This is a genomic window from Novosphingobium sp. GW835-FHT14H07 (genome assembly GCF_058793515.1).
The window spans coordinates 107,979-131,106 of the sequence record NZ_JBXAFX010000006.1; the positions used below are offsets into that span (position 1 = coordinate 107,979).

Below are 23,128 nucleotides of genomic sequence, written 5' to 3' on the forward strand. Positions count from 1 at the left end.
GTGACATCACCGTCCAACTGTTCATTTCTTCTCTACCGCCTTTATCTCCCCGAGTTGGACAACTCCCGTAGCCTTCTGGGGGATTTCGATTTCGAATGTGGAGCGCGCAGCATCGAGCATTTCGACACGCCATTTTCCGGGCGCCAGTCCGGTCGCGCCGAAGCGGCCCTGGCGATTGGTAAACACGGTCTGCGCTGGCCGCTCGGGGTGAGCCACTTCCGTGGCCGTGCCGCTGACCAGTGACACCGGCTGGCCATCAAGATCGAGCATGATGCCGAGGGCTGTGACATTGTAGTCAGAGCCGACGGTGACGACGTATCCGCTGCGGTAGGACGGGAATACGCGGAAGGAACCTTGGCCAATGTCTGTGCCAGGAGGCGCATTCCGTACATCAAGCGGCACCGTGCGCTCGGAATAGGAAGGCAGGCTTGGCATCGTGGCCGAGCGCAAGCTACCGCTATTTGCAGCGTTGCCGAAGGTTGACGCGTCTACCACGATGTCAGCCTTGCCAAGGCTTCGGTGCGGCCGCACGATCGCAAAGCTGTCAAAGATGGGGCGGCCAAGCGAAACTGCACCATCGGCAAGAGCCAGCGAGGTGCCCAGGCGGAAAGTGCTGCGCTGGTTCTGACTGTCGCCGAAACCGCGCGTGTAGGTGCCGAAGTGGCTAAAGCCAAGCTCTGCGCGATTGGCGAAATAATTGGCGTTGACCGAGACGCCTGCCCCATTGTCCGAGCGTTCGACATCGGCGGTCACGTTGTAGCTGCCAACGCCGCTACCGCTTAGAGTCTGATAAGATGCGCGGAAGCGGTTGTCGCGGGTGTCAAAGTCGGAGCGGACAGTGGAATAGCGTCCCAGACGGACAATGAGCGAGACAAATCCGCTGAACTCCCGACCGAGCGTGTCTTCCTGGTAGCGCGCCTCTGCGTTCAGCGTTGCGCGGTCTGAAAACCGCCAACCCGCACTCAGGCGGTAGTTCTGAACGTTGGGCCTGCCAGTGCGGCCTTTGGAGAAGCGAACATCGGCGCCTCCGAAGAAGCTTGTGGTGAAGGCATGGGTGTAACCGCCACCCAGCTCGTACTTGTAGGGATTGTCAGGCAGGAAGAACGAGACTGGAGCGAAGCGGCGGCTCCGCCTTTCGACAAAGAGGTTGAAGGTATCGCCAAGGCCGCTCGGTCGCTGGATAAGGCGCTGGAACGTGGCGTTGAAGGCATGTCCCGACCCGACGCCGTCAACCTTGCTGAAAGATACATTCGTGCCAAGCGTGCCGAACGGCGTGCCGACCACGGCCTCGACCCCGCCCATCCGGCTATCAGCGTCAGCCTGAAAGTTGACACCAACAGTCAATGCATCGGTCAGCCCTCGGCGGTAGTAGCCCGAGGCGATCCAATCATCGCTGTATCTGGGCCCGCGCGATCCGAGTGGAGCCTTCACGCCAGCGTAGAGGCCAAACTCGCTCAGGCCCTTGGCCAGCTGGGTCTGATCGACAAAAAGGTTGAACTGGACGACTTCCGTACGCCCCGTGTCGTCGAGAATATTCAGCCGAATATCATTGCCGCCCTGCGTGAATGGGAAGTCTCGCAGATTGTAGTTGCCTGGCGCCAGTTGCAGCCGGCGGACCTGCTGGCCATTGACGATGACCTCAACCGTAGACGCGCGGTCGAGGCGAAAAGCGCGGTCACCACGCGGACGCACGACTTGTTGAGGATTGAGGACGCTGTAGGACCGAAAGAACGAGATCCCGGCGATGTCCGGTGCAGACTGGAAACCACGTGCCTGCGCTTCAAGGTCGCCCGCAGAAATGCGCACCAGGTGCCGGGTGTCATCAAACACGAAACGACTGCCGAGCCTTTGGAAATCGCCACCCAATGCTCCCGGCTGCCAGATCGCATCGCTTTCCGCCACAATCGGGCCGAGGCGTAGCGCGCCATCGACAAGCATGACCGGTTGGCGCAGTCCCTGGTCAAACCCATCCTCCACCAGGTCCAGCGAACTCCGGAGATTGACATAGGCACTGAAGTTTGCCGGCTTCAGAAGTTCGCCAACACGCGATCGATCAAGCGCCGAGACCGAAACGGCCCGCGACGCGCGCCTCTCAGTGGGAATGCTGAACCGCAGTTCGAGCGTGCGTGGATCGTAATCCACGCCAATGCCAACAGGCGCCAGATCTTCTGCACTGACTTGCGTCTTGCCACCAAAGCTCGTCCGCAGACTTTCCAGCACGTCTGGCGCGAGCAACTCGGAAAGAAGCTGTACGACGCGAGCGGCCGGAAATGTCAGGCGGTCGTCGACATCGATCTGCACCGGAACGTCGCCGAGATAGCTCCCACCGTCCTTTGCAGGGACCGTCAGAACCACAGCGCGTCCCGTCGGATTGAGTTTCTGCGAGCGAAATGCCGGAGCGGGCAGTTGATCTGCCAGATTGGCCGCCGTCAGCTTTGTCGCTGGAGCCAGAGGAACGCGCATCCCGGCGCCGTCGTGACCTGGTTCGAGCGTGTCCGCCCAGACGGCAGGAGCCCTGCCCGCAAAAAGCAAGCTGGCTCCTATTGCGAAGATCTGCCGCGACCGCCCCTGCATGAGCTTAGCCCTCCGGTGTGATCGTCGCTTCAACCGTGCCAACGGCGAGCGGCAATTCGACAGGAATGGTCACCTTGCGGGTCTGGTTGCCGCCCACGAGGCCGAAGCCGATTGTCTGCTGGATTTCAGGACCGGAAAGCGTGCGCCTGAATTGCTCTTTTCCTGCGGCATCCTTTTCAACAATGCGCAATTTGCTACCGCTCAAGTAACCGTGGACGGCTGAAGCATTTCCAACGGTCACGACCGCCACCGGCTTGCCAGCGCCATCCTTGCCAACTTCGGCGCTTGTGACTTCCAGCTTCGGCTTAACACCGGCAGGCGCAACGCTGGCGAGGACCTGGAAATTGTAGAGAATCTGGATCGCAGATTGGCCTTCAGGCAACTTTACCGGCAGCTGTGCGACCGTGACGTAGTAGTGCCTGCTGCCAGCCAGAGCAGGATCGCCAACGTATTGGACGCGGAAGGTTTGCGTCTGGCCCGGCTCGATAAGAGCTTGCGGGGGGAATACGAGAAGGTCTCCGGGGTCCTTGCCGGTCGGCGAAACGCCGGTCTCGGTCAGGCGGAGTTCCTGAACAGTCAGCTCGACCGGCAACGGGCTGGCGAACGTATTCTCGACCGTGATGACCTGCGACATGTCACGTCCAGAGGTTTTGAGATCGATCACGACTGGCTGCACCGTCATCGCCATGGTCGAGGCAGCCGGCAGCAGCAGCGAAACGGCAGCAGCAGACATGAACGAGACAATGGATTTCACGTGAAGTTCCCCCTGCCCGCAGGCAAAAAATTCAGTCGGTTGGCTGCAGCTGAATGACGATCGTGTCGTCATAGTCGCCGGCAATCAGCGGCGTGCCGCCATCGGGCGTGTTGACCAGAAGAGCGAGATTGCCCGTCGCACCTTTCGCCACCGCCAGGGTCAGCATGCCTGCGTTGCTGCTTCGCTCCTGACTGGCCCCGGCCCAGTCGAGGCGCAGCGTGTAGGGCAACAGATCCGCGAAGCCCTGCGCCTGCGTGCCGGCGGCTCCGATCCTGCCCAACCCGCCCCTGCCCGACGCGGCGGTTACCCGGTGCGAGGCATTGCACGTGGCTGGAATTTCGAGCTCGAAACTGGCTCCCCTCGGCAGGGCGGTGTTGGGATCAACCAGGCGCGTCAACCCAACCGTGGCATTGCCGTCACCCGTCGCCTGGAAGTTGGCGTTAGTTACGGCTTTTGCTCTGGGGGTGCTGATTACACAGGCCGAACCTGCAGTCGCACTGAGTTCCAGCACTCGATCTGCGCGATCCGCCTCTTGGGCATTGGCTGAGACGCCAAGCGCGAGGGCCGCGGTTATGAGCATGAAGCGCATTATTTCGGCTCCAGCGTAATGCGCAGCGTATCGCCATAAACTCCGGCAAGTACGGGCGCATTCACCCCGCCATTGGATGCCCCGGCGAGAATCGCAAGGCGTAGAGTGACAATTCCCGCTGTCGCCTGGTCAACGTCGATACGCTCCTCGCGATTGCTGCGAATGCGGGCATCCATCTGGATTTGACCGGAAGAATTGCCCCAGGTGAGGTTGGCATCATAAGGCAAGGCCGTCGCAAATCCCGGTGCATCGGTGGCTTGCCGTCCATCGGTGGGCCACAAACCATTATTTTCGGACTGGATGCGGATCTGATGCGGATAGTTGCAGACGGCCGAGAATGACACGGTGGCGCTCGCCGGGCGGGCAGCGAGCGTCTGCTGATCCAGCAGTTGTGTTACCTGCAGAGTGTCACCCGAAATGCCATTGAAGTTGACGAGTTGACCTGCCTGCAGTTCGCCGCCAGCAAGCGTGCAAACCTGCGGCGCAGAACCGGTGACCGGGAGCCCCCGAGCGCTCGCCGTCTCCTGCGCGGCGGCCGGAATCGTGCCCAACGGCAAGACCGCGATGGCGAACATGATGGAACAGCGCGCCATGCTTCAGCTTTCCGGCGTCAGCGTCACGGTAACCGTGCCGCGATAGGAGGTGTCGGCAACGAGGCGCAGGCCGCTTCCACCGGTGGTCGCGAAGTCAGCTATTCCCACGGTGATCGGTCCGCTGAAGGCCGTCGTCCGTTGCTGGATCGCTGCAGGGTTGCTTGCCGAAGCGGTGCTGAAGCTGGCTGGAACTGTCGTCCAGCCTGCCGCCGTCGCCGTAAAATCAACGCTGCGTGAGAATCCCGTCGGCGCAGTGGCCGTGAATGTCTGCGCAACTACGGGCGTGGCAGTAACCGCGATCGAACTGCGTGACGAACAGAAGCTCCCCGCCAGCACCTGGGAAGGTGCACTGAGATCGGAGCGGAGGAGACCTGTGGTCGTATCGACGAGAATGCCCAGGTCGAAAATGCCACCGGCTTCCGTCACCGAGCCACCGACACAGATTGCCGGAACATTCCCGACCACCGCGAAGTCTGCCGAGTCACTGGCACTCTGGGCTTGGACCGGAGCCGAAACGACAACGGCAGATATGGCAGTGAAAAGCTTAAGCCTGTTCATGGCCGCTTACTCCGTTACCGGTACGGGACCGAGGGTTACAGTGACCAGGCCGCTGTAGTTTCCCGCAACGAGCAGAGCGTTCTGAGGCGCCGAGAACGAAGACAGCGCGACTTCGATGTCACCAAGTTTCGGGCTGGGCTGCGTGCTTCCCGTCGCGGCAGAATCGGGAGAGGCCCCGTCGGCCGCAGCATTGGTTGTCGCAGCAGTACCGCTATTGCCCCATCCGGTTGCGGTGGCCGTGTAGTTCACGGCACGGGAAAATCCGGCCGGCGGCGCAATTGTTGAATCGCCAAGCAATGCGGTCGCGCTTACACCGAGCACCGAGCCGGCAAAGTTGCAGAAGCTTCCGGGTAGCGAGACCGATTGCGTGGCGAGCGCGGCAATCCGTCCGACGGATGTACCAGAAGTCTGCACCATCTGGCCGAGATCGACTACCGCGCGCGAAGGTTCACCCAGAATGCACAACCGTGCGACGGATCCCGTCACAGCGACCTGACCCGACGCTGTGTCGGAAGCCGTTTCCTGCGCAGACGCAGGCGCAGCCATCCCATATAGAGGCAGCAAAAGCAGGCTGGACTTGAACAGTGCGGATTTCATCGTCGTGCTCCTGGATGAACTTTTCACGCGCAATGCAGATCAGACGGTGGGTGAGAGGAAGACCTCGACCTTGCCCGTGTAGGCACCAGCGACGAGCTTCTTGCTTGCGGCCGTGGACGAGCCCAAAGTGACGGCGATGTTGCCGGAAAACATGTCGACGTTGGCGGCAGTGCTGGCGACAGCATCGGTGCTGATGTCCGAGAAGCTCTTGCCGTTCGCAGAGACCGATGCAGTGTAGTTGACGGTGTCGGTGAACGCCGCCTCGGCGCCGGACGTGACCGGCTGGTCTCCGGTCAACGCGGTCGCCTTGACAGAGAGGGTGGCTGCAGAATTGTTGCACCAACCGGTGAGCGTGCGGGTCTGACCATCAACCTTGCTGGTGTCGAGGCCGCCGTCTGCGTCAGCCAGTTCGCCCAGCGGCAGGTCCTGCGAGGACGTCACGAACTTGCACTTGGCGGTTACGGAACCGGTGATGTTGACAGTGCCGGTAACGCTTTGACCAGAAGCAGGCATTGCCGAGAGGGTTGCTGCGGCGGTCGCCGCGAGAAGGATCTTACGCATTTCATTTCTCCTGGAAAAAGGCTCGATCAATTCAGGCCACGGGTTGGATGTTTACGGTGATGGTGGAGGTGTAATTGCCGGCGACGAGCAGGTTCGACGCGCCACCTCTGGTCGAGAAGCCATAGGCCTTGACGGCAATGTTGTTGCCCGAAGCTGCGAGACGACCGACAGTCGCTGAATTGGCTGCGGTGGCGCCGGTTGCGGTGCTGTATGTCACGGTGCCATTTCCGCCGGCCGCGAGCGCGACCTGCATTTCGGCGGTATAGTCAATCTCGTTGGAGTAGCCCGAAACGGCGGCGGCAGCTGTGCTGAGACGGTCAGCCACTATCGCAAGAGAGACGCTGGCCGAAGTGCAAACCACGCGCGTGGCGACCGGGGTTCCGCCCGAGGCTGCACTGGTGGTGGTGGTGAACCCGGTCGCCAAGGTGCCGTCCGAGGCGTCCAGCGCGCCTAGCGCGATCGTGCCGGTGAAGGCCTGGGTCGCCGAGCCGCCCGGTGCAACAACGGAGCACCTTCCAAAGACGCTGCCAGTGACATTGACCGTGCCAGTCGTCACCGTCTGCGCCTGTGCGGGGGCAGCTGTCATTGCAACTGCAGTAGTTACAGCCAGCAGGGATAGCATGGTCTTCATCGCAATCGGCCTTTCAGTTGCCGCCGCAGGCGGCGCGAGTGGTTGCCGGAACCGGGCCGGCTGGAGGCTTCGAGCTACAAGGCAGCGGAAACGGTGACGGTCAGGGTGTCCGAGTAGGTGCCCTGAACCAGGATGGCTGGACCGGTGTATGCGGGTGCACTTACCTGGAGATAGGCACCGGCGAGGTTTTGCGAACTTGGTGCAACGCGCAGACCTTGACTCTGCGTCGCCGGCCCTATGAACGAGCAAGGCGCACTAGCGGCGACGGAAAGGGTGGACGCCTCGCACTGATCGGTCACGCTACCCCCTCCGGCGCCGACCAGATTGAGGGTGACCTGATAGGGCGCGATACCGGCATAGCCAGCATCGGATGACTGCGTGGCGCTGCGCAATCCGCCATTTGCCGAGGTGACCGCCACCCGCGCTGCGCCGTTGCAGTTCAGGGTGAACGGAAACTGATTGGACCAACCTGACTGGTCAATTTGCCCGGCATCGAAGCTGCCGGATGGTGCACCGCCAATAGCGAAGCCGCACCGGCCACCAACAGATGCGGTGACAGGTAGGGTCAGCGACACGGGAGTACCACCGGCGTATGCCGTCGGCCCCGCGATGGTTGACTGTGCCAGAACGGCAGACGGGCACGTGGCCGCAATCGCCGTCAAGCCGATCCTGATCTTGTGCATCAACATGCGCACTGCTCCCTGCTGCCTTACGGCAACTCGGCGCGCTTGCCTTGCGATGGAAACACTTGCCCTTTTACGGGCGCAATTCTTCAACCTTGGAAATGTAGGTCGACATCTCCAAGCGGATGAAATTGGCTTCAGTGTTCGTCTTCGGTGGCAATGCGCCTGAATTGGTTAACTTGCAGGTAACCTTTTACGCTCGACACAACGCCTGCCGTGACTCACGATGCATCCAAATCCGACAGAATTTGCCCCAGATGCGTCGCATCTGGAGAATTAAAAAATAGAGTAAACAGGCTTCACCTGGCCCCGTCGCTTGAAACAGGGAACAGCTGGTAAAACCGAAAATTCCTTTTGTTTTCGTATCTTGGTGGTTTTTTACCGCCACTCGCCGAGAGCTTATCTACACTCAGAAGAGCGAAGAAACTGATAATATTAAAGAATATAGTTAATTACCGGCAGGCGCCGATCCGTTAGGAATGACAAGAATCAATCAAAATCTCAGAGAATTTGCACCTGTTCGCTTCCGATTCGCAGCGTCTACCGGCGAGATGACTGAAGCTCTGCCTCCATCATCTTCCGCATCTCGAATTTCTGGGCCTTGCCAGTCACGGTCATGGCGAAAGCCTCGACTATGCGGATGTGACTGGGGACCTTGTAGTGCGCGATGCGCCCCTTGCAGTGCGCCAGCACATCATCCGGGCCGAGGTCTTCCCCTGCCCGGGCGATGACCCACGCGCAGACTTCCTCGCCAAACTTCTCGTCCGCAACACCAAACACTTGCGCGTCTTGAACGCCCGGGTGGGTGAGCAGGAACTCCTCGATCTCGCGCGGGTAGATGTTTTCACCACCGCGGATGATCATGTCCTTTATACGGCCGGTAATCCGGATGTATCCATTCTCGTCCATGGTAGCCAGATCGCCGGAATGCATCCAGCCGTCAGCATCGATGGCTTCGGCAGTCTTGGCAGGATCATCCCAGTAACCAAGCATGACGGCATAACCGCGCGAACAATACTCGCCCTGTTCGCCAATCGGAAGGACCTCGCCATCGAGCCCCACGATCTTGGCCTCGGCATGGGGATGGACGCGGCCGACGGTGCCAACGCGCTCCTCAATTGGATCGTCGGTAGCCGTCTGCGTGGTCAGCGGACTGGTCTCGGTCATGCCATAACCAATCGTGACTTCCGTCATGTTGAGGCGATCCATGACCTGGCGCATCGTGGTAACCGGACAAGGCGAGCCCGCCATGATTCCGGTACGCAATGTGCTGACGTCGTAATCATCGAGGTCGGGCTGTGCGAGGATGGTGATGAACATCGTGGGGACGCCGTACAGCGCAGTGCAACCTTCAGCCTGCACCGCCTCAAGCGCCGTCTTGGGATCGTATGCCTCACCGGGATAGACCATGGCCGCGCCACTCGCCAAGGCGGCGAGGTTGCCCAGGACCATACCAAAGCAGTGATACAGCGGGACCGGAATGCAGATGCGGTCGCTCACCCCGAGCTTGATTGTCCGCGCCGTAAAGTAGCCATTGTTGAGGATGTTGCAATGGGTGAGCGTTGCGCCCTTGGGGAAGCCGGTCGTGCCGCTGGTGAACTGGATATTGATCGGATCGTTCTGACTAAGCGTGGCGTCTACGGCCGTTAGCCGACCATGATCAGGTTCGGCGCGCAAGGCGTCCCACGGTTCGAAGCCATCATGTACCGCATCACCAAGAGCAACCATGCCGCGCAGCATCGGCAACTTGGCGTGTCCCAGTTCGCGCAGCATCGCAATGTAGTCGCTGGTCTTGAAGCTGGCTGCGGTGACGAGAAAGGTACAGCCGACCTTGTTCAGCGCATATTCCACCTCGCTGGTGCGGTAGGCAGGATTGATAGTGACCAGAATCGCGCCAATCCGGGCCGTGGCAAACTGCAGCACGGTCCATTCAGCGCAATTGGGTGCCCAGATGCCGACGCGATCGCCCTTTGCCACCCCACGATCGAGCAGGCCGGTGGCAATCCGATCGACCTCGATGTCCAATTCCGCCCACGTCCAGCGAATGCGTTGATGGCGAGAGACGAGAGCCAGTTCCCCTCCCCATGATTGCGCCGCGTCGCGCAAAGCCTGTCCGATCGTCTTTTCCAGGAGCGGCTCTTCCGTGGCGCCCTTGGTGTAGGAAAAATGCGTCATCGTTTGATATTCACCACTTGGGTCTGTGTGTATTCGGCAAGGCCCTCGACCGATTGTTCCACGCCAAGGCCACTGGACTTGAAACCGGCCATCGGAATGTGGGGGCCAATCGCGATGTGCTGATTGACCCACACCTGCCCGCTTTCGATCCGCGAAGCAATGTCCGCCGCACGCGCTACATCCTTTGACCATACCGAACCGCCAAGACCGTAGTCCGATGCGTTGGCGCGTGCGATCACATCTTCGACATCATTGAATTCGATTACTGGAAGAATGGGGCCAAACTGCTCTTCATCGACAATCCTGTCACCGTCGGTCACGTCACGGACGATGGTAGGGCGGATAAAGTACCCCGCACGCTCCATCACTTCGCCGCCCGCAACGATCGTGCCATCGGCTCGAGCCGCCGCGATGAAATCCTTGACCTTCTCGAACTGCATCGCGTTCTGGATCGGCCCGATCTGGGTGCCTTGCTGCAGCCCGTCGTCCACGACGGCAGCTTCGGCAAGGCGGGCGAGTTCCTCGCACATGGCGTCATATATGTCAGCGTGGACGTAGGCGCGCTTCACGGCAAGGCAGACCTGCCCGTTGTTGAAGAAGGCGTTGCCGAAGATCGCCTGCGCCGTCTCGCGAACATCCACATCTTCCAGTACAATAGCAGGGTCGTTACCGCCCAGCTCCAGTGTAACGCGCTTCAACGTATCGGCACCGCTTGCAGCGATGCGCTTGCCAGTGGCCGTAGAACCGGTGAAGCCGACCTTGGCGACGTCCGGATGAGCTGTCAGGTGCGGTCCGAGGTCATTGGCATCTGTAATGATATTGACCACGCCAGCGGGGAATACGTCCCGGCAGATCTCGCCAAGGATCAGCGCACAGACCGGCGTTGTCGGCGCGGGCTTGAGCACAATGGCATTGCCCGCCAGAACCGCAGGACCAATCTTCCAGCAGGCGACGAGCAGCGGAAAGTTCCAGGCGATAATTCCGACCACCACGCCCAACGGACGGTGCTTGACCGCGATGTAACCCGATTCATCGTCCTGGATGACACGATCGGGCAGCTCCAGCGTGGCATAATGGCGCAGATAGCCATCGGTCATGGCCAATTCGCCCATGGCCTCGGCAAGCGGCTTGCCTTGTTCCATGGTCAAGGTCCGAGCCAGTTCGTCCTTGCGAGCAGCAATTGCGTCCGCAAGCTCAAGGAGCTTTGCCTGCCGGTCGGCCCAAGGCACGGCTGACCAAGAGGGGACGGCCATCTTGGCTGCTGCGATAGCCGCATCTGCCTGAGCGACGGAGGCTCGGGGAACCGTACAGAACGGCTCCCCGGTTGCGGGGTTGATCACATCCATCGTCATATCGCCATCGACGAGGTTGCCGCCGATCAGCAGCTTGTAGTCAGCCATGGTCCTCTCCTGGCGGCTTTGCCGCCTTGCACTGTCAGAATGTCAGAATTTTGCGCCCACCGTGACCCCGTACATGCGAGGGTTGCCGATGTGGTTGTAGTCGAACCCGAAGCCTGCCAGCAGATCAACCCGAGAGGTGAAGTAGAACTTGTCGGTCAAGTTCTTACCCCAGATCGAGGCATTGAACCGCCCGTCCGCGCTTTCCCAGTCGATGTGCCCGCCGACCAGAGCGTAGGAGGACTGGCGCAAGCGGGGAACATTGAGGACTTCGAAGAACTGGCTCGATTGGTATGCGACGTCAGGATGCAGCGAGAGCTTGCCCATTCCGCCGTCGAAAACCGTCAGGTCGATGGTCGCGTTGAAGGTCAGCGTCGGCGCATTTGAAAGGCGGTTGCCTGCCACGTTCACGCCGCTCACGCTGCCACGCTGAATCTTGGTCGCCAGCAGGCCCATGCCGCCATGGAAAGTCAGCCGGTCGCTCGCACGGATGGTCAGCTCGGCCTCACCGCCATAGATACGGGATTTGGGAATGTTGAGCAGTGTCTGTGCAGCCGACGCCGGATCGACATTGATGAACTGCTGGTTGCGATAGTCGTAATAGAAGCCAGCGACATTGAGCGTGACCTTGCGGTCAGCGAATTGTGTCTTGGCTCCCACCTCGTAGGACGTGACCTGCTCCGGCTTGGCGATCGACAACTCGGACGGATCCAAAAAGGCCTGAGCGTTGAAACTCGGCGCACGATAGCCCCGGCTGATGCTTGCATAGACAAGGTTGCCGTCGGCCAGCTTGTAATCGAGGCCAATCTTGCCCGAGAGGTTGTCCTGCGAATAGCGCAGCGAGGACAGCGGGATCAGATTGGCGATCAATGTGCCATCAACGCCAAGTGCATCTGACCGGAAACCGCTCTGGACGCCGGTATCGTGGGTGTAGCGCAGGCCACCCCGCATCGTGACGGATTCTGTCAGCTCGTATTTGACATCGGAATAGATGGCATAGCTCTTCTTCAACTGATCGAAGCGATTGCGGAAGAGGCACGCGAGCGGAAGGCCCACCGCACAGTCATCGGCGGTGATTCCCGGGACGCCGTCAGAGTCTATATCCTTGCCGATCTCGAAGGTCGTTTCGTTGAACACCTTCTCGCGGTGGAAATAGCCGCCAAGGATGAATTCGAATGGGCCACCGAAGTCGCTGGTCAGGCGCAGATCCTGGGCGAACTGGGTCGCACGGTCGTTGTAGGGAATCTCCAGCAATTCACTGGCCGTGCCATCGGTATCTTCGTAGAAGAACAGGCTACCCTTGTCCCAGGCGGTGATGCTCGTGACGGTCAGCGTATCGGATATGTCGAACGTGCCGGTCAGTGCCACCGAATAGGTGCGCGCCCGGCGCTTGGCATCGATGTTCGAAGCGATCTCCCGCCTGCCAAGGCCAGGACGGTTCGCTGCTTCGGGCTGCGCATAGATTCCGTAATTGTAAGGGTTCTGGAAACTGGTCGATGCGCGCAGGACAAACCGGACCGTCTCGCTCGCCTCGACATTCAAGGTGGCCCTGATCGCGTACTCGTCAGTCGAGGCAAGGTCCGGCTTTCCCGGCACCACGTTCTTGAACCAGCCATCGGCCTTGGCATAGGTCCCGGCAACGCGCAGCGCCGCCTTTTCCCCCAGCGGCACGTTGACTGCGCCGTTCAGGTCGACGCGGTTGTAATTCCCATAGCCTGCATTGAAGTAACCGCTGGTTTCGCCAAGCTTGGCGTTATTGGCAATGATATTGACCGCGCCGCCCGTGGTGTTCTTGCCATAAAGCGTGCCCTGGGGGCCACGCAGGACTTCGACCCGTTCGAGATCATACATGGCAACGCCTAGAAAGGCGAAGTTCCCCTTGTAGACTTCGTCATAATAGGTCGCGACGGGGCTTGCCTGATTGAGGCTGTAGTCCGACATCGAAACGCCACGCAGCGAGAAGATTGGCGTATTGTCGCCCACGATCGATGTCAGCTGCAGATTGGCAACCTTGGTGACGAGGCTGTCAACATTTACAACCCGTGATTTGGAGAGCGTGTCGCCGCCGATCGCTGAAACGGAGATCGGAACGGACTGCAGGCTTTCGGCCCGCTTTGTCGCCGTGACGACGATCTCCCCCGCTGGTGCTGCTTCTTCGGTCTTGGCATCCTGGGCAAGAGCCGGTGTCGCGACGAGAACGCATGTTGCGGCTACCCCAGCCAGCGCGATCCCACGGAAAAGACGTTCCCTCATTGTCTTTGCTCCCAAGTTCAGGGTGACTGCGTTTGTGTTCTTTCCTGCTCGAACCCTGCGACAAGCCGCGCCCTCATCGGCGCTCTTTCCAGTCTCAGGGGGTGGCGCCGCAGGCTGCCGATTTCCTGAGCCGTGTATGGTCTGAAATCGGCCGGCATGTGCGCCGGGTCGTAAGTGTAGAGTGTCCAGTTCAGGAGGTTTGCCAGACGCACGTCATCGAGATCGACGGTCGAGACACCCGGCACCCTACCGAGAAATTCTCGCCCGCCGGGGACCTGTAGAAATCGGGCGACAACATTCTTCATCGGCGGATTGGAGCGATCATCGCCGCCGCCATCGGGGCGATGGCACCCCTGGCACTTCAGTATGTAATCGATCCGAGCCTGCTGTGGATTGCTGACGCCACGCATTACCGGCTCGCCCGCCTCGACGCCGGCCCCCGCTGCCAGCGCAGCGAGGACGGCAACCAGAGCGAGCGCCAGGCGCTTCATTTCCCGCCGGCTCCCGAATGAAGCCTTGCGACATCCGCTGCAGAGAGCGAAGCGCCGGAATCGCGATGGGCAGCAACCTCCCTATCGCTGTACGGCGTGAATTTCGGCCCGGTCTTTGCGACCTGCGTACCAATATGGTTTAACACCGCGGCCACCGCAGCATCGTCCAGCACTTGAGCGGGCATGACACCGCGATAGGGTTTTCCCTCGACCGTGATCGGGCCTGACAGACCGCGCAGCACTGCAAGCGCAAGATAGCGGCGCCCTGCCGGCTTGGTTGCCAAGGCCCGAAAATCCGCCCCGAGCGGAGGGTAGGCACCCGGCACGCCCGCACCAGTCTTGGTGTGGCACGCAGCGCAGCGCTGGAACACTGCCGCGCCATCGGGGGCGGCAGTGGCAGGCAGCGCCACTGCCGCCATCACCATGACCGGGATCAGACCGACCAGCGCTCTCATTTCGGTGCGTCCAACGCTACGCCGACGATCACTGCGGTCGAGCAGTTGTAGATGCTGCTTTCCGTGCCCAAGCACCAATTGTAGTCGTTGTTCGATTGCGGGCGGACTTGTGGACGGTCCCCTTCGTTACGGTTGCACAGGCACTGTCCGCACGAGGAAATGCCGCAGCAATCGTTGTAGCTGATCACGTAGGCGCGGTTGTCGGCCGGATTGGTGCACGTGCCGATCCACGTAATCGGCGACATTTCGGTGCCGGGAGGGCAGGAGCTGACAGTACCGCCGCAGCACGAGCACAAGAACCCGTCGATCGCGCAGTAGCGCCAGTAATCGCACGAAGACTGATCGCCCGGATCCTGCGGATTGCCGGATGAGATGGGAGCGTGCTTGCCGCCATCGGCATGCGATGATCCGCTTGCCGCCCGGGCAACGGGCAGGACCGGAAACACTGCCGCACCGGTAATCGTCGCTCCCAACCAGGCGAGAGTGCTGCGCCGCGATGTTCCCCGTGCAATGCTGCGGGTCAGGCGCTCAGTCCACTTGTCGAAGCCAGCCATTGATCAGGCCTCCTTTCGGCGTGCGAGAAATTCCTGGATCGAGGCAACACCGCGCTCCTTCGCCTCGAACAGGCTTTCCAGATGCTCGCGGCTGTTGACGAGACCGAGCGAGGCAACGCGGCCATTTTCGTCCAGCAGGACCGCATAAGGCAGTTTGGAGACACCGAATGCCCTGCCGACCGCTTCGGAAAGGACAATGGGAACACGCTCGAGACCATGCGTGCCGCGGAGCCGCAGGTATTCAGCCTTGGTTCCATCTCCAGCGATTACGACATCAAGCCAATCGGCTTCGGCGCTCGCCGCCGATCGCACAACTGGTAGCAAGGTCTTGCAAACTGGGCAGTCAGGCGAGGCAAAGAACAGCAATTGGCTGCGCCCTTCCCGCTTGCCACCAATCTCGATGGTTGCGCCCTCGATCGTGGTGACGGTCATCAGACTGGCGACTTCTCCGACCTCTACCTTTTGGTGCAGCGTCAACGCGCCAGCAGGGGCAATGCGTTCGTGAAGGATGCCAACCTGGCGAGCGAGGGCCGCGATCAACAAAGCCTGCACGACCACAGCGGTCCACAAGAGAATCTGGGACGTCAACATCACGATTTCCTCCAGCGTGGAAGGGGAATGGCCAGCAGTTCCGAAGCAGCGAGATAGAGCGCCAAAAGGCCGGCGGCAGCAAATGGAGCGTCAACTCCGATCGATGCCGCCGGCAGGGTGGAAGCGATAGCGACAAGCATGGCGAGCGCTGTGGGACGAGCGATAGTCAGCCAGCCAACTGGCCTCTCGCGACCGACAAGATCGCAACCGCAGTCGAGACTCTGTCCGCGATGTGCCAGCAGGGCTGCGGCATAAGCCAACCATACGACCAGTCCCAATATCGCACCGGTCTTCTGAAGCGGTGCAACCAACAGGCAAACAGCGGCTGCTACTTCCAACGTGCCGGCGATGATGAGAAACAGTTGACCCTGCGACGGCATGCCGACCAATCGTGCTGCGGTAATGGCCAGACGCCGATGAGAGACTGCCTTGTGCACGGCTGATCCGGCAAGCAGCATGGCGAGAAAGATAATGACCGGGGCCATATCAGGGCGCCGTGATCAAGATGGGATTTGCGCCACCTGCAGTGCCGAGGGAGCGCACGAATGAGCCGGTGGCTGCATCGTGAATATCGATGACCCCGTCACCGCGAGCGACAACAAGTTGCGGCTTGCTTTCCCTTGTCAGCGCAATTGCCGATGCCACTGCGCGCAGGGGAATGCGAGCCACGCGTGCCTTGGACGCCGTATCGACAACCCAGACTTCCGTCCCGCCATCCTTATGGCTTCCCTCGCGGCCATTGGGACTCATCAGGACAAACAGCTTGCCTGCGCCATCGGCTGCGATCACTTGCCAGCCGCCCGGCCGCCATTCCGGCGCGCCACCGTCTGCGGTCCCGACGTTGAAGGATCCGCCGAGCGCGCGCGCAACATCCCCCGAAAAATCGAAAGCCTTGATCTGTCCACGGTAGCTGACAAACCATGCTGTGCGCCCGACCCATGCCGGGGTGCTGAACAGCGGCTGATTGTCGATATCCTGAACCTGCTTGATCGTCCTCGACGACACGGCCTGTCCATCAGCGCCAAGCGTCACGCTCAAGATTGAACCATCCGCACAGAAGCTTGAGAACCCGCGCTCACCAGTGGGATAAACCTGCGCGCAGCCAGGGAGATCGACTTCCGCCAGGACTTTACGCGAGTCGAGATCGACAACGCTAACTGACTGAGCAGGTGTGAAATTTGCGACAAGTGCCCACTTGTCCGCATTGGTGAACTGGAACAGCTGCGGATAGGTGACCGACTGCTGGCGCTTGCCGCCCGGCAACACAATTTCACCTTTCGGCTGAAGCGTGGCCATGTCCCAGATGGTAATCGCATCTGTCCGATCGCCACGCGTCAAGCGCGAGTAAAAGGTCTCTGCAGTCAAGACCTCTCCGCGCCGAGGGGAGACGAGCATGTTCGCGAACTGCGCAGCGCGCACGATGCCTTTCAGGGGCTGGTCTTCGGACGAGGTGTCCACGAGCATGACCCGACCATCAACGATCGAGCTGAAATGGAAATCGTGGATAAGCACCCATGCTGCTGGCCAAGCTGTTGGCAGGCCTCTGACCGAAGGAATGGGCTCTTCAGGTAGCGGCTCGGGAAACCGGGAAGTGGCTTTTACGGGGTTAGCAGCAGCACCCGCTGCAACACTGGCTGCCAGGGTAAAAGCCATGGTCAATCCAACAATTCTCATGCCGGCACTCCCCTTGTCCGCCGAGCCCGCTCATCGGCTGCGAACCATAGTCTCAGAGGAGCAACAAATCTGTCAAGTGACCTAAATATCCTTTGTGACAGGGGTCCGAAGTGGCGATATGTTAGAATTGAGTTGAAGGGTTATTGTGATGAATCAGGCTGATGATGCGCCGAAGTACGTGACGGACATGGTCATGCCGGAGCGAGAAGGCGGCTACGTCAAAGGTAATGAAACTCGCGAACACATTCTCCGCACGGCGCTATCCATCCTGATTGAAGAGGGATATCGGGCTATGTCGATGCGCCGAGTCGCAGCTGCCAGCGGTATGAAGTTCGGCAACCTGACGTACCATTATAGAAGCCGGGAAGACCTGGTTCGGGAGCTGCTCGAAGCCGTGATCCGCAGTTACGAACTCGAGTTTGTCGAGATCGTGCACATGCCGGGAGTACCGGCAGAGGAGCGGCTATGCCGGATTTGCAATCTCATCCTGGACGACATCCGATCGAAGAAGACAACCAATTTCTTTCCGGAACTTTGGGCGCTGTCGAACCACGACACGTTCGTTCTGGAACGCGTTCAGGAACTCTACGTCCGGGCTCGCGCCCCCCTTCTCGAGATCATCGCCGAAATGCGTCCCGATCTGGATGAGGCGAGCCGGGAAACGGTGGCTCTCTTCATTTCGGGATCGATGGAGGGAATGACCATCTTCGCTGGGCACGGCAAGCCGTTCGAACGCCGGATGCCGCAGATCGAACGTATTGCAGCGCGTTCGTTTGTACTGCTGGTCAAGACGATAAGCGAAAGCGAAATCAAGGGGCTTGGCCACTCCTGATTGCGCCAATCCTGACGGGATAGCCCCGCATCTGCTTTATCCGGCGCAAGGAAAAGCTGGATCTCATCGCAGAAACACCGGGCAGGCGAGCAAGGCACTCGCGGTGCACCCAGTCGTATTGCTCCAGATCCTTTGCCGCCACGCGCAGAATGTAGTCCGCTGCACCGGACATCAAATGACATTCGAGAATTTCGTCGAAATCGCAAACTGACCTTTCGAAGCGGTCCATCGCCTCGCGGCTCTGGCTAGTCAGCGTGATCTCCACGAATACCTCGACCGACAGGCCAAGTGCACGTGGATCCAATACTGCGCCATACCGCGCAATGACGCCGCTCTGCTCCAGCGCCTTGATGCGACGATGGCAGGCGGAAGAGGACAGAGCGACCTTCTCCGCAAGGTCGGACACGGACAAGGACGAGTCGTTTTGCAAGGCTTCAAGCAGGGCGAGGTCTGCACGGTCCAAAGGACAATATCCCATTGATCTCCGATTATGCGAAGAATATCACCACCACGAAGCTGTTCAACGCGAAAATTAGGCAAAAACTGCCGGCCATATCGCGATACTCTGCCCGCACTGAATAGACCTGCTTCTGGGAGCGATTCAATGCGCGTCGGCACCGTCAAGGAAATCAAGAATCACGAATATCGCGTCGGCCTGACGCCGGAAAGCGTTCGGGAATTGGCCGCACACGGACACGAGGTGTGGGTGGAGACCGGCGCTGGGAACGGCATTGGGGCCAGTGATGCGGACTACGAAGCCGCCGGTGCGATGATCAAAGCTGACGCCAAGATCGTCTTCGACGGCTGCGAGATGATCGTGAAGGTCAAGGAACCGCAGGCGGTCGAGCGGGCAATGCTCCGCAAGGGCCAGATCCTCTACACCTATCTCCACCTCGCTCCGGATCCCGAGCAGACTGCCGATCTGGTAAAGTCCGGCGTCACGGCCATCGCCTACGAGACGGTTACGGGCACGGGCAACACCCTGCCTCTTCTCAAGCCGATGAGCCAGGTTGCAGGCCGCATGGCAATTCAGGCGGGCGCGACGGCTCTTGAAAAGGCACATGGCGGACGCGGCGTGCTCCTCGGTGGCGTACCCGGCGTATTGCCCGGAAAGGTCGTCGTGATCGGCGGTGGCGTCGTCGGCTTCAACGCGGCGCAAATGGCCGTTGGGCTTGGCGCGGACGTAACGATCCTTGATCGTGACCCGGACGTGCTCGAGCGCCTCGACAACCACTTCGAAGGCCGCGCCCGCACGCTTTATTCAGGCAAGGCTGCGCTTGCCTCTCTCATTGCCGATGCCGATCTGGTCATCGGCGCAGTGCTCATCCCCGGAGCAGCCGCGCCGAAGCTCGTTACGCGCGACATGCTGTCGACCATGAAGCCAGGCGCCGTTCTGGTGGACGTTGCCATCGATCAAGGCGGGTGCTTCGAGACCTCGAAGGCGACAACTCATGCCGAGCCGACATACATCGTCGATGGCGTCGTTCACTATTGCGTGGCGAACATGCCTGGCGCTGTGGCACGCACCAGCACTTATGCCCTGAACAACGTCACCCTGCCCCACGCGCTGCGCATTGCGAACATGGGCTGGATGGCAGCGTTGAAGGCCGACCCCAATCTCGCCGAGGGTCTCAACGTTCACGAAGGCAAGGTTACATATCAAGCCGTTGCCCGTGAACTCGGGTACGACTTCGTTCCGGTTGGAGAGGTCCTCGCCTGATCAGACGGCGTTGATATCAACCACGGTAGGGATCGTGTCGTTGAGAAGAGTGATCTTCTTGCGTGCGATCCGCCACCGCCCGTCGGAGATGACCAGACGGTACTCGTATCGGCCAAAAAAGCAGTCCGACCGGTTCATGCGCACGTCATGGCGGTGGCAGTTAAATGCTGCGCACACTTCGGCATATCCGTCCCCTGCGTCAGTCAACAGAACGTTCGTCACCTGGTGAACCACGCGCGGCAAAGGCGAAGAAGCGGTAGACAGACCGGACGTAAGCCGCATGACTCGATCCTCAAGGTTGCGGCGCCCCCTGTAGTAGATCAGCGACAACTCTCGATCCGGGTCATCGGTAAGCGTCACTTCATCACGCCACGCGGGCATCCAGAATTCCACGTCTGCAGTAAACAGGTCGATCCATTCGTCGAAGCGACCGGTATCGATCAGCAGGGCCTCCAGATAAAGGAGTTCTTCGGCTTGCTCTCGCGTCATCGCTGGCGCCATTCCGCAAACTCCGCGCTCATGCGCTTTGCCCACGCACGGTAGTAGCTGTGATACAGCGTCTCGTCGCAAAGCTGGGAATCAGCCAGAACACTGCGTTCCGGGTAGAGATCAATTCTGTCCGAGAAGCGATTTCCCCCTATGGCGGACGCCGTCATCCCTCGTGCGTAACCCTGTAGCCAAGGTTCGATTTCTGCAGCAAAGCCGATCTGGCAGTTCTCGTACGATACCGTGTCGTCGGGCGTGGCCATGCCGGTGGGATTGAAGAAATCCTCGTACTGGCGAATGCGTTGACGCCTGGCGGCATCGCTCTCCCCTTTCGGCGCGATGCACCACGTTCGCATTTCCGTTAAGCCCGGCCCGAGCGGACGTATCACGCGCAGCTGGCTTGAAGCATTCTCCGCAATCTGTAGGTTCGGAAAGATGGTGAGGTTGCGCATGTTGAACATCCAGTCACGCCTAGCCTCGCCATGTTGCGCAGCAAGCGCTTCCGCCCGTTCATACAGGGGTATGGCCGGCGTCACGCCAAACACGCCCCAGTTCAGCACGTGCCCGTTGGCGAAGCTGAAACTGCCACCGCCGATACCTTTCGTATCCTCCTTCCAGTAATCGCTGTTTTCCCAGACCGAAGCGACGACGTCCGCGCTCAACTCCTTCTGCCGCTGCTCGAGAACTCGGATGTAGGACGGGTGAGCAGAGGTGAAGTGATAAGCGTCCGAACAGTTCTCCAATTGCAATTTCCAGTTGGCCTCGAAGGTAAAGGTGACCTGACCGGGTACAAGCTCCAAGCCATCGGCGCTCTGGTCGGCAACGAGATCGAGCAACTTGGCGGCCTCGCCAAGGTATTCCACCAGAGGCGGGACGTCTGCCGCCAGACTACCAAACAGGAAACCGCGATAGGAGGAAAACTGCGCCAAAGGCACGAGCCCGTGATTGTCCTGATCGAAGGCCTCCGAATAGCACCCGGCCGCCTTCCATTTCACCGCCTTGTTCCTGCCCGCGCTGTCGAACGACCAGCTGTGGTAAGGACAGACGTGCAGGCGCGCGTTGCCCTGTCGCACCTGCGCCAGGCGCGCTCCCTTGTGAGGACAGGAGTTTATGAAGCCTCGCAGGATGCCCCCACCATCTCGCTGGACGAGGACCGGCACCCGCCCGGCGAAAGTCGTGAAAAAGTCGTGTGCCCCGCTCGCCTGGCTTTCCAGTCCGAGGAATATCCAGCCGCCCTCGAACAATCGCCGGATCTCGGCGTCGAAAACGCGTTGATCGGCGAAGATCGCACGGCTCACGCGGAACACGCCTTCATCAGGTCTGTCGTCAATGAGGTCTGTAAGACGCAGCGTCATGCCACAATTGCTTCGACAAGCGTGGGATCCTTCGAAGCCAGCGACCATGAAAGCGCGGCATCAAGCGAGGCTGCGTCAACAGCCCTCCGCGCCGTCAAGCCATGGCCTTCGGCAATCTTGCAGAAATCGAGTTCCGGAAACTTGGTCCCGACGAGCTCCTGCATTCCGAAGTGATGCCCGAAATGGTGTAACGCTTCATAGCGGTTGTTCTTGATTATGATGAAGCTGACTGGAAGCCCATGCTGCACCGCTGCGTGTAAGCCCTGGATTGCATACATGGCAGAGCCATCCCCAAGTACGGCAACCACCTTCTCTTCAGGACGCGCCATCGCCATTCCCACTGCGGCCGGTAGGCCATGCCCCAAACCGCCGCTGGCCGTGGTGTAGAAGGTATCCTTGTGCACGATCGGCAAGCGATCATGCATTGCGCCACGACTTGACGGAGCCTCCTCAACGATAATGCTGTGCGGATCACGCAAGGCCGCAAGTCGTTGCAGGACGAACGCGTCCGACATGACCGCACCATCGAGCGGTTCAGGGTGCAGTCGCGACATGGGTGCCGTTCGCTGCGCGACGCCGCCTTCGGCAAGCAGCGAGACAATCGCATCTCTGCAATTGCCAACTATTGCCGTTCCCGCTGGCGCCCATGCTGCGTGCACATGATTATCGCCGATCAGCCAGACTTCACAGCTTTCGGGAACATGGAGCCCGCCTCCCTCGACATGATACAGATTCATGGGTCCGCCGAGGGCCAGAACGAAGTCATATGGAGCAAGTGCAGAAACGATGGCTTCGCGGGCCGCCGTGAGAAAGCCGGCGAAGAGCGGATGATTTTCGGGAAAGCTGCACCGTGCGGACATCGGCGCAACCCAGACCGCGGCATTGTGCCTTTCGGCCAGCGCGACGACCTCATCCCACACCCCGTCGCGCGCAACACCTGCTCCGACAACGAACGCAGGGCGATCGGAACGTGCTAGGGCATTGGCGCATTCGGCCAGTGCAATGCTGTCCGGAGCGCGGGCGGGATGGACTTTGCGTAATACAAATGGCTCGCACTCGCGATCCCAGTCGTCGATCGGGATCGAAACGAACGTGGGGCCTCGGGGTGGCTCCATCGCCACCAGCCAAGCGCGGTGAAGGGCTGCAGGAACATCTTCCGCGCGCGCCGGCTCGCACGACCATTTCACGAATGGCCGAGGAAACTCGCTGGCGCGCTCTGCGAACAGGAATGGCTCATATGGCAGTATGGACCGAGCCTGCTGCCCAGCCGTCACCACCAGCGGCGTCTGGTTCTTGTACGCGGTAAACAGGTTTCCCAAAGCATGCCCGACCCCGGCTGAGCTATGGAGATTGACGAGCGCCGCGCGGCCCGTTCCTTGTGCATATCCATCGGCCATGCCGAGAACGATGCTTTCCTGCAGCCCCATCACATATCGAAAGTCTGCCGGAAAATCCCGGAACATCGGCAATTCGGTAGAGCCCGGATTTCCGAAAACCGTAGTCATCCCAACTTCGCGCATCACCTCTAGCGAAATTTCTCGAACTGTCGGCATCTCGCTCCTCTAGGTTCACCCGGTGCAAAGCATGGTGCGTCATTGGCATGCG

Annotated in this window: 24 protein-coding genes; 2 read left to right on the forward strand and 22 right to left on the reverse strand. The window is 60.2% G+C overall.

Going from position 1 to position 23,128, the window contains the following annotated elements; translation table 11 throughout:
- Positions 1-21: 21 nt before the first annotated feature.
- The 18 genes from AC1Q5P_RS07840 to AC1Q5P_RS07925 form a co-directional block, all read right to left on the reverse strand.
- The gene (locus AC1Q5P_RS07840; protein WP_492518642.1) at positions 22-2,532 is read right to left on the reverse strand and encodes a fimbria/pilus outer membrane usher protein; all 2,511 of its coding nucleotides are present in this window, start codon (positions 2,530-2,532) and stop codon (positions 22-24) included.
- A gap of 46 nt (positions 2,533-2,578) precedes the next feature.
- Positions 2,579-3,328, reverse strand: a complete 750-nt coding sequence (locus AC1Q5P_RS07845) for a fimbrial biogenesis chaperone (protein WP_231735619.1) — start codon at positions 3,326-3,328, stop codon at positions 2,579-2,581.
- A gap of 31 nt (positions 3,329-3,359) precedes the next feature.
- Positions 3,360-3,917, reverse strand: coding sequence for a hypothetical protein (locus AC1Q5P_RS07850; RefSeq protein WP_492518643.1), 558 nt, complete (start codon positions 3,915-3,917; stop codon positions 3,360-3,362).
- Entirely contained in the window at positions 3,917-4,510 is a 594-nt protein-coding gene (locus AC1Q5P_RS07855; RefSeq protein WP_492518644.1) for a hypothetical protein, read from the reverse strand. Before AC1Q5P_RS07855 ends, AC1Q5P_RS07850 begins: the two co-directional genes overlap by 1 nt.
- A 3-nt stretch (positions 4,511-4,513) precedes the next feature.
- Positions 4,514-5,068: a hypothetical protein gene (locus tag AC1Q5P_RS07860; protein ID WP_492518645.1), complete on the reverse strand. Its 555-nt coding sequence runs from the start codon at positions 5,066-5,068 to the stop codon at positions 4,514-4,516.
- Between the two features lie 6 nt (positions 5,069-5,074).
- Positions 5,075-5,665 (reverse strand): hypothetical protein, encoded by a 591-nt coding sequence (locus tag AC1Q5P_RS07865; RefSeq protein ID WP_492518646.1) that lies wholly within the window; start codon positions 5,663-5,665, stop codon positions 5,075-5,077.
- 39 nt (positions 5,666-5,704) lie between these two features.
- Complete coding sequence (locus AC1Q5P_RS07870) at positions 5,705-6,226, reverse strand: hypothetical protein (RefSeq protein WP_492518647.1); 522 nt, start codon at positions 6,224-6,226, stop codon at positions 5,705-5,707.
- Positions 6,227-6,257: 31 nt separating this feature from the next.
- Positions 6,258-6,812, reverse strand: a complete 555-nt coding sequence (locus AC1Q5P_RS07875) for a hypothetical protein (protein ID WP_492518648.1) — start codon at positions 6,810-6,812, stop codon at positions 6,258-6,260.
- Between the two features lie 119 nt (positions 6,813-6,931).
- Positions 6,932-7,540: a hypothetical protein gene (locus tag AC1Q5P_RS07880; protein WP_492518649.1), complete on the reverse strand. Its 609-nt coding sequence runs from the start codon at positions 7,538-7,540 to the stop codon at positions 6,932-6,934.
- Positions 7,541-8,080: 540 nt separating this feature from the next.
- Positions 8,081-9,715: an AMP-binding protein gene (locus AC1Q5P_RS07885; RefSeq protein WP_492518650.1), complete on the reverse strand. Its 1,635-nt coding sequence runs from the start codon at positions 9,713-9,715 to the stop codon at positions 8,081-8,083.
- Positions 9,712-11,115 carry an aldehyde dehydrogenase family protein gene (locus tag AC1Q5P_RS07890; protein ID WP_492518651.1) on the reverse strand — a complete coding sequence of 468 codons (1,404 nt, stop codon included), beginning with the start codon at positions 11,113-11,115 and terminating at the stop codon, positions 9,712-9,714. Before AC1Q5P_RS07890 ends, AC1Q5P_RS07885 begins: the two co-directional genes overlap by 4 nt.
- Positions 11,116-11,157: 42 nt before the next feature.
- Positions 11,158-13,365, reverse strand: a complete 2,208-nt coding sequence (locus tag AC1Q5P_RS07895; protein WP_492518652.1) for a TonB-dependent receptor — start codon at positions 13,363-13,365, stop codon at positions 11,158-11,160.
- Between the two features lie 17 nt (positions 13,366-13,382).
- Positions 13,383-13,856 carry a hypothetical protein gene (locus AC1Q5P_RS07900; protein WP_039333865.1) on the reverse strand — a complete coding sequence of 158 codons (474 nt, stop codon included), beginning with the start codon at positions 13,854-13,856 and terminating at the stop codon, positions 13,383-13,385.
- Positions 13,853-14,311: a c-type cytochrome gene (locus tag AC1Q5P_RS07905; RefSeq protein WP_039333864.1), complete on the reverse strand. Its 459-nt coding sequence runs from the start codon at positions 14,309-14,311 to the stop codon at positions 13,853-13,855. The genes AC1Q5P_RS07900 and AC1Q5P_RS07905 overlap by 4 nt, the downstream gene beginning before the upstream one ends.
- Positions 14,308-14,865 carry a methylamine dehydrogenase light chain gene (locus AC1Q5P_RS07910; RefSeq protein ID WP_039333863.1) on the reverse strand — a complete coding sequence of 186 codons (558 nt, stop codon included), beginning with the start codon at positions 14,863-14,865 and terminating at the stop codon, positions 14,308-14,310. The genes AC1Q5P_RS07905 and AC1Q5P_RS07910 overlap by 4 nt, the downstream gene beginning before the upstream one ends.
- 3 nt (positions 14,866-14,868) lie before the next feature.
- Positions 14,869-15,456, reverse strand: coding sequence for a thioredoxin fold domain-containing protein (locus tag AC1Q5P_RS07915; protein WP_174544573.1), 588 nt, complete (start codon positions 15,454-15,456; stop codon positions 14,869-14,871).
- Entirely contained in the window at positions 15,456-15,941 is a 486-nt protein-coding gene (locus AC1Q5P_RS07920; protein ID WP_492518653.1) for a MauE/DoxX family redox-associated membrane protein, read from the reverse strand. Before AC1Q5P_RS07920 ends, AC1Q5P_RS07915 begins: the two co-directional genes overlap by 1 nt.
- A 1-nt stretch (position 15,942) precedes the next feature.
- Positions 15,943-17,109 carry an amine dehydrogenase large subunit gene (locus AC1Q5P_RS07925; RefSeq protein WP_492518654.1) on the reverse strand — a complete coding sequence of 389 codons (1,167 nt, stop codon included), beginning with the start codon at positions 17,107-17,109 and terminating at the stop codon, positions 15,943-15,945.
- Positions 17,110-17,278: 169 nt separating this feature from the next.
- Here AC1Q5P_RS07925 and AC1Q5P_RS07930 point away from each other — a divergent pair, with 169 nt between their 5' ends.
- Positions 17,279-17,962 carry a TetR/AcrR family transcriptional regulator gene (locus AC1Q5P_RS07930; protein WP_427463366.1) on the forward strand — a complete coding sequence of 228 codons (684 nt, stop codon included), beginning with the start codon at positions 17,279-17,281 and terminating at the stop codon, positions 17,960-17,962.
- On the opposite strand, the gene AC1Q5P_RS07935 is transcribed toward AC1Q5P_RS07930, so the two are convergent.
- Complete coding sequence (locus tag AC1Q5P_RS07935; protein ID WP_039333860.1) at positions 17,940-18,425, reverse strand: Lrp/AsnC family transcriptional regulator; 486 nt, start codon at positions 18,423-18,425, stop codon at positions 17,940-17,942. The genes AC1Q5P_RS07930 and AC1Q5P_RS07935 overlap by 23 nt on opposite strands.
- 141 nt (positions 18,426-18,566) lie before the next feature.
- Here AC1Q5P_RS07935 and ald point away from each other — a divergent pair, with 141 nt between their 5' ends.
- Positions 18,567-19,682 carry an alanine dehydrogenase gene (gene ald, locus AC1Q5P_RS07940; protein ID WP_039333859.1) on the forward strand — a complete coding sequence of 372 codons (1,116 nt, stop codon included), beginning with the start codon at positions 18,567-18,569 and terminating at the stop codon, positions 19,680-19,682.
- On the opposite strand, the gene AC1Q5P_RS07945 is transcribed toward ald, so the two are convergent.
- The 3 genes from AC1Q5P_RS07945 to mdlC are packed head-to-tail and all read right to left on the reverse strand — an operon-like array spanning position 19,683 to position 23,076.
- Positions 19,683-20,183, reverse strand: a complete 501-nt coding sequence (locus tag AC1Q5P_RS07945; RefSeq protein WP_492518655.1) for an aromatic-ring-hydroxylating dioxygenase subunit beta — start codon at positions 20,181-20,183, stop codon at positions 19,683-19,685.
- Positions 20,168-21,571, reverse strand: coding sequence for an aromatic ring-hydroxylating oxygenase subunit alpha (locus AC1Q5P_RS07950; protein WP_492518656.1), 1,404 nt, complete (start codon positions 21,569-21,571; stop codon positions 20,168-20,170). The genes AC1Q5P_RS07945 and AC1Q5P_RS07950 overlap by 16 nt, the downstream gene beginning before the upstream one ends.
- Positions 21,520-23,076: a benzoylformate decarboxylase gene (mdlC, locus tag AC1Q5P_RS07955; protein WP_039333855.1), complete on the reverse strand. Its 1,557-nt coding sequence runs from the start codon at positions 23,074-23,076 to the stop codon at positions 21,520-21,522. Before mdlC ends, AC1Q5P_RS07950 begins: the two co-directional genes overlap by 52 nt.
- Positions 23,077-23,128: the final 52 nt, after the last annotated feature.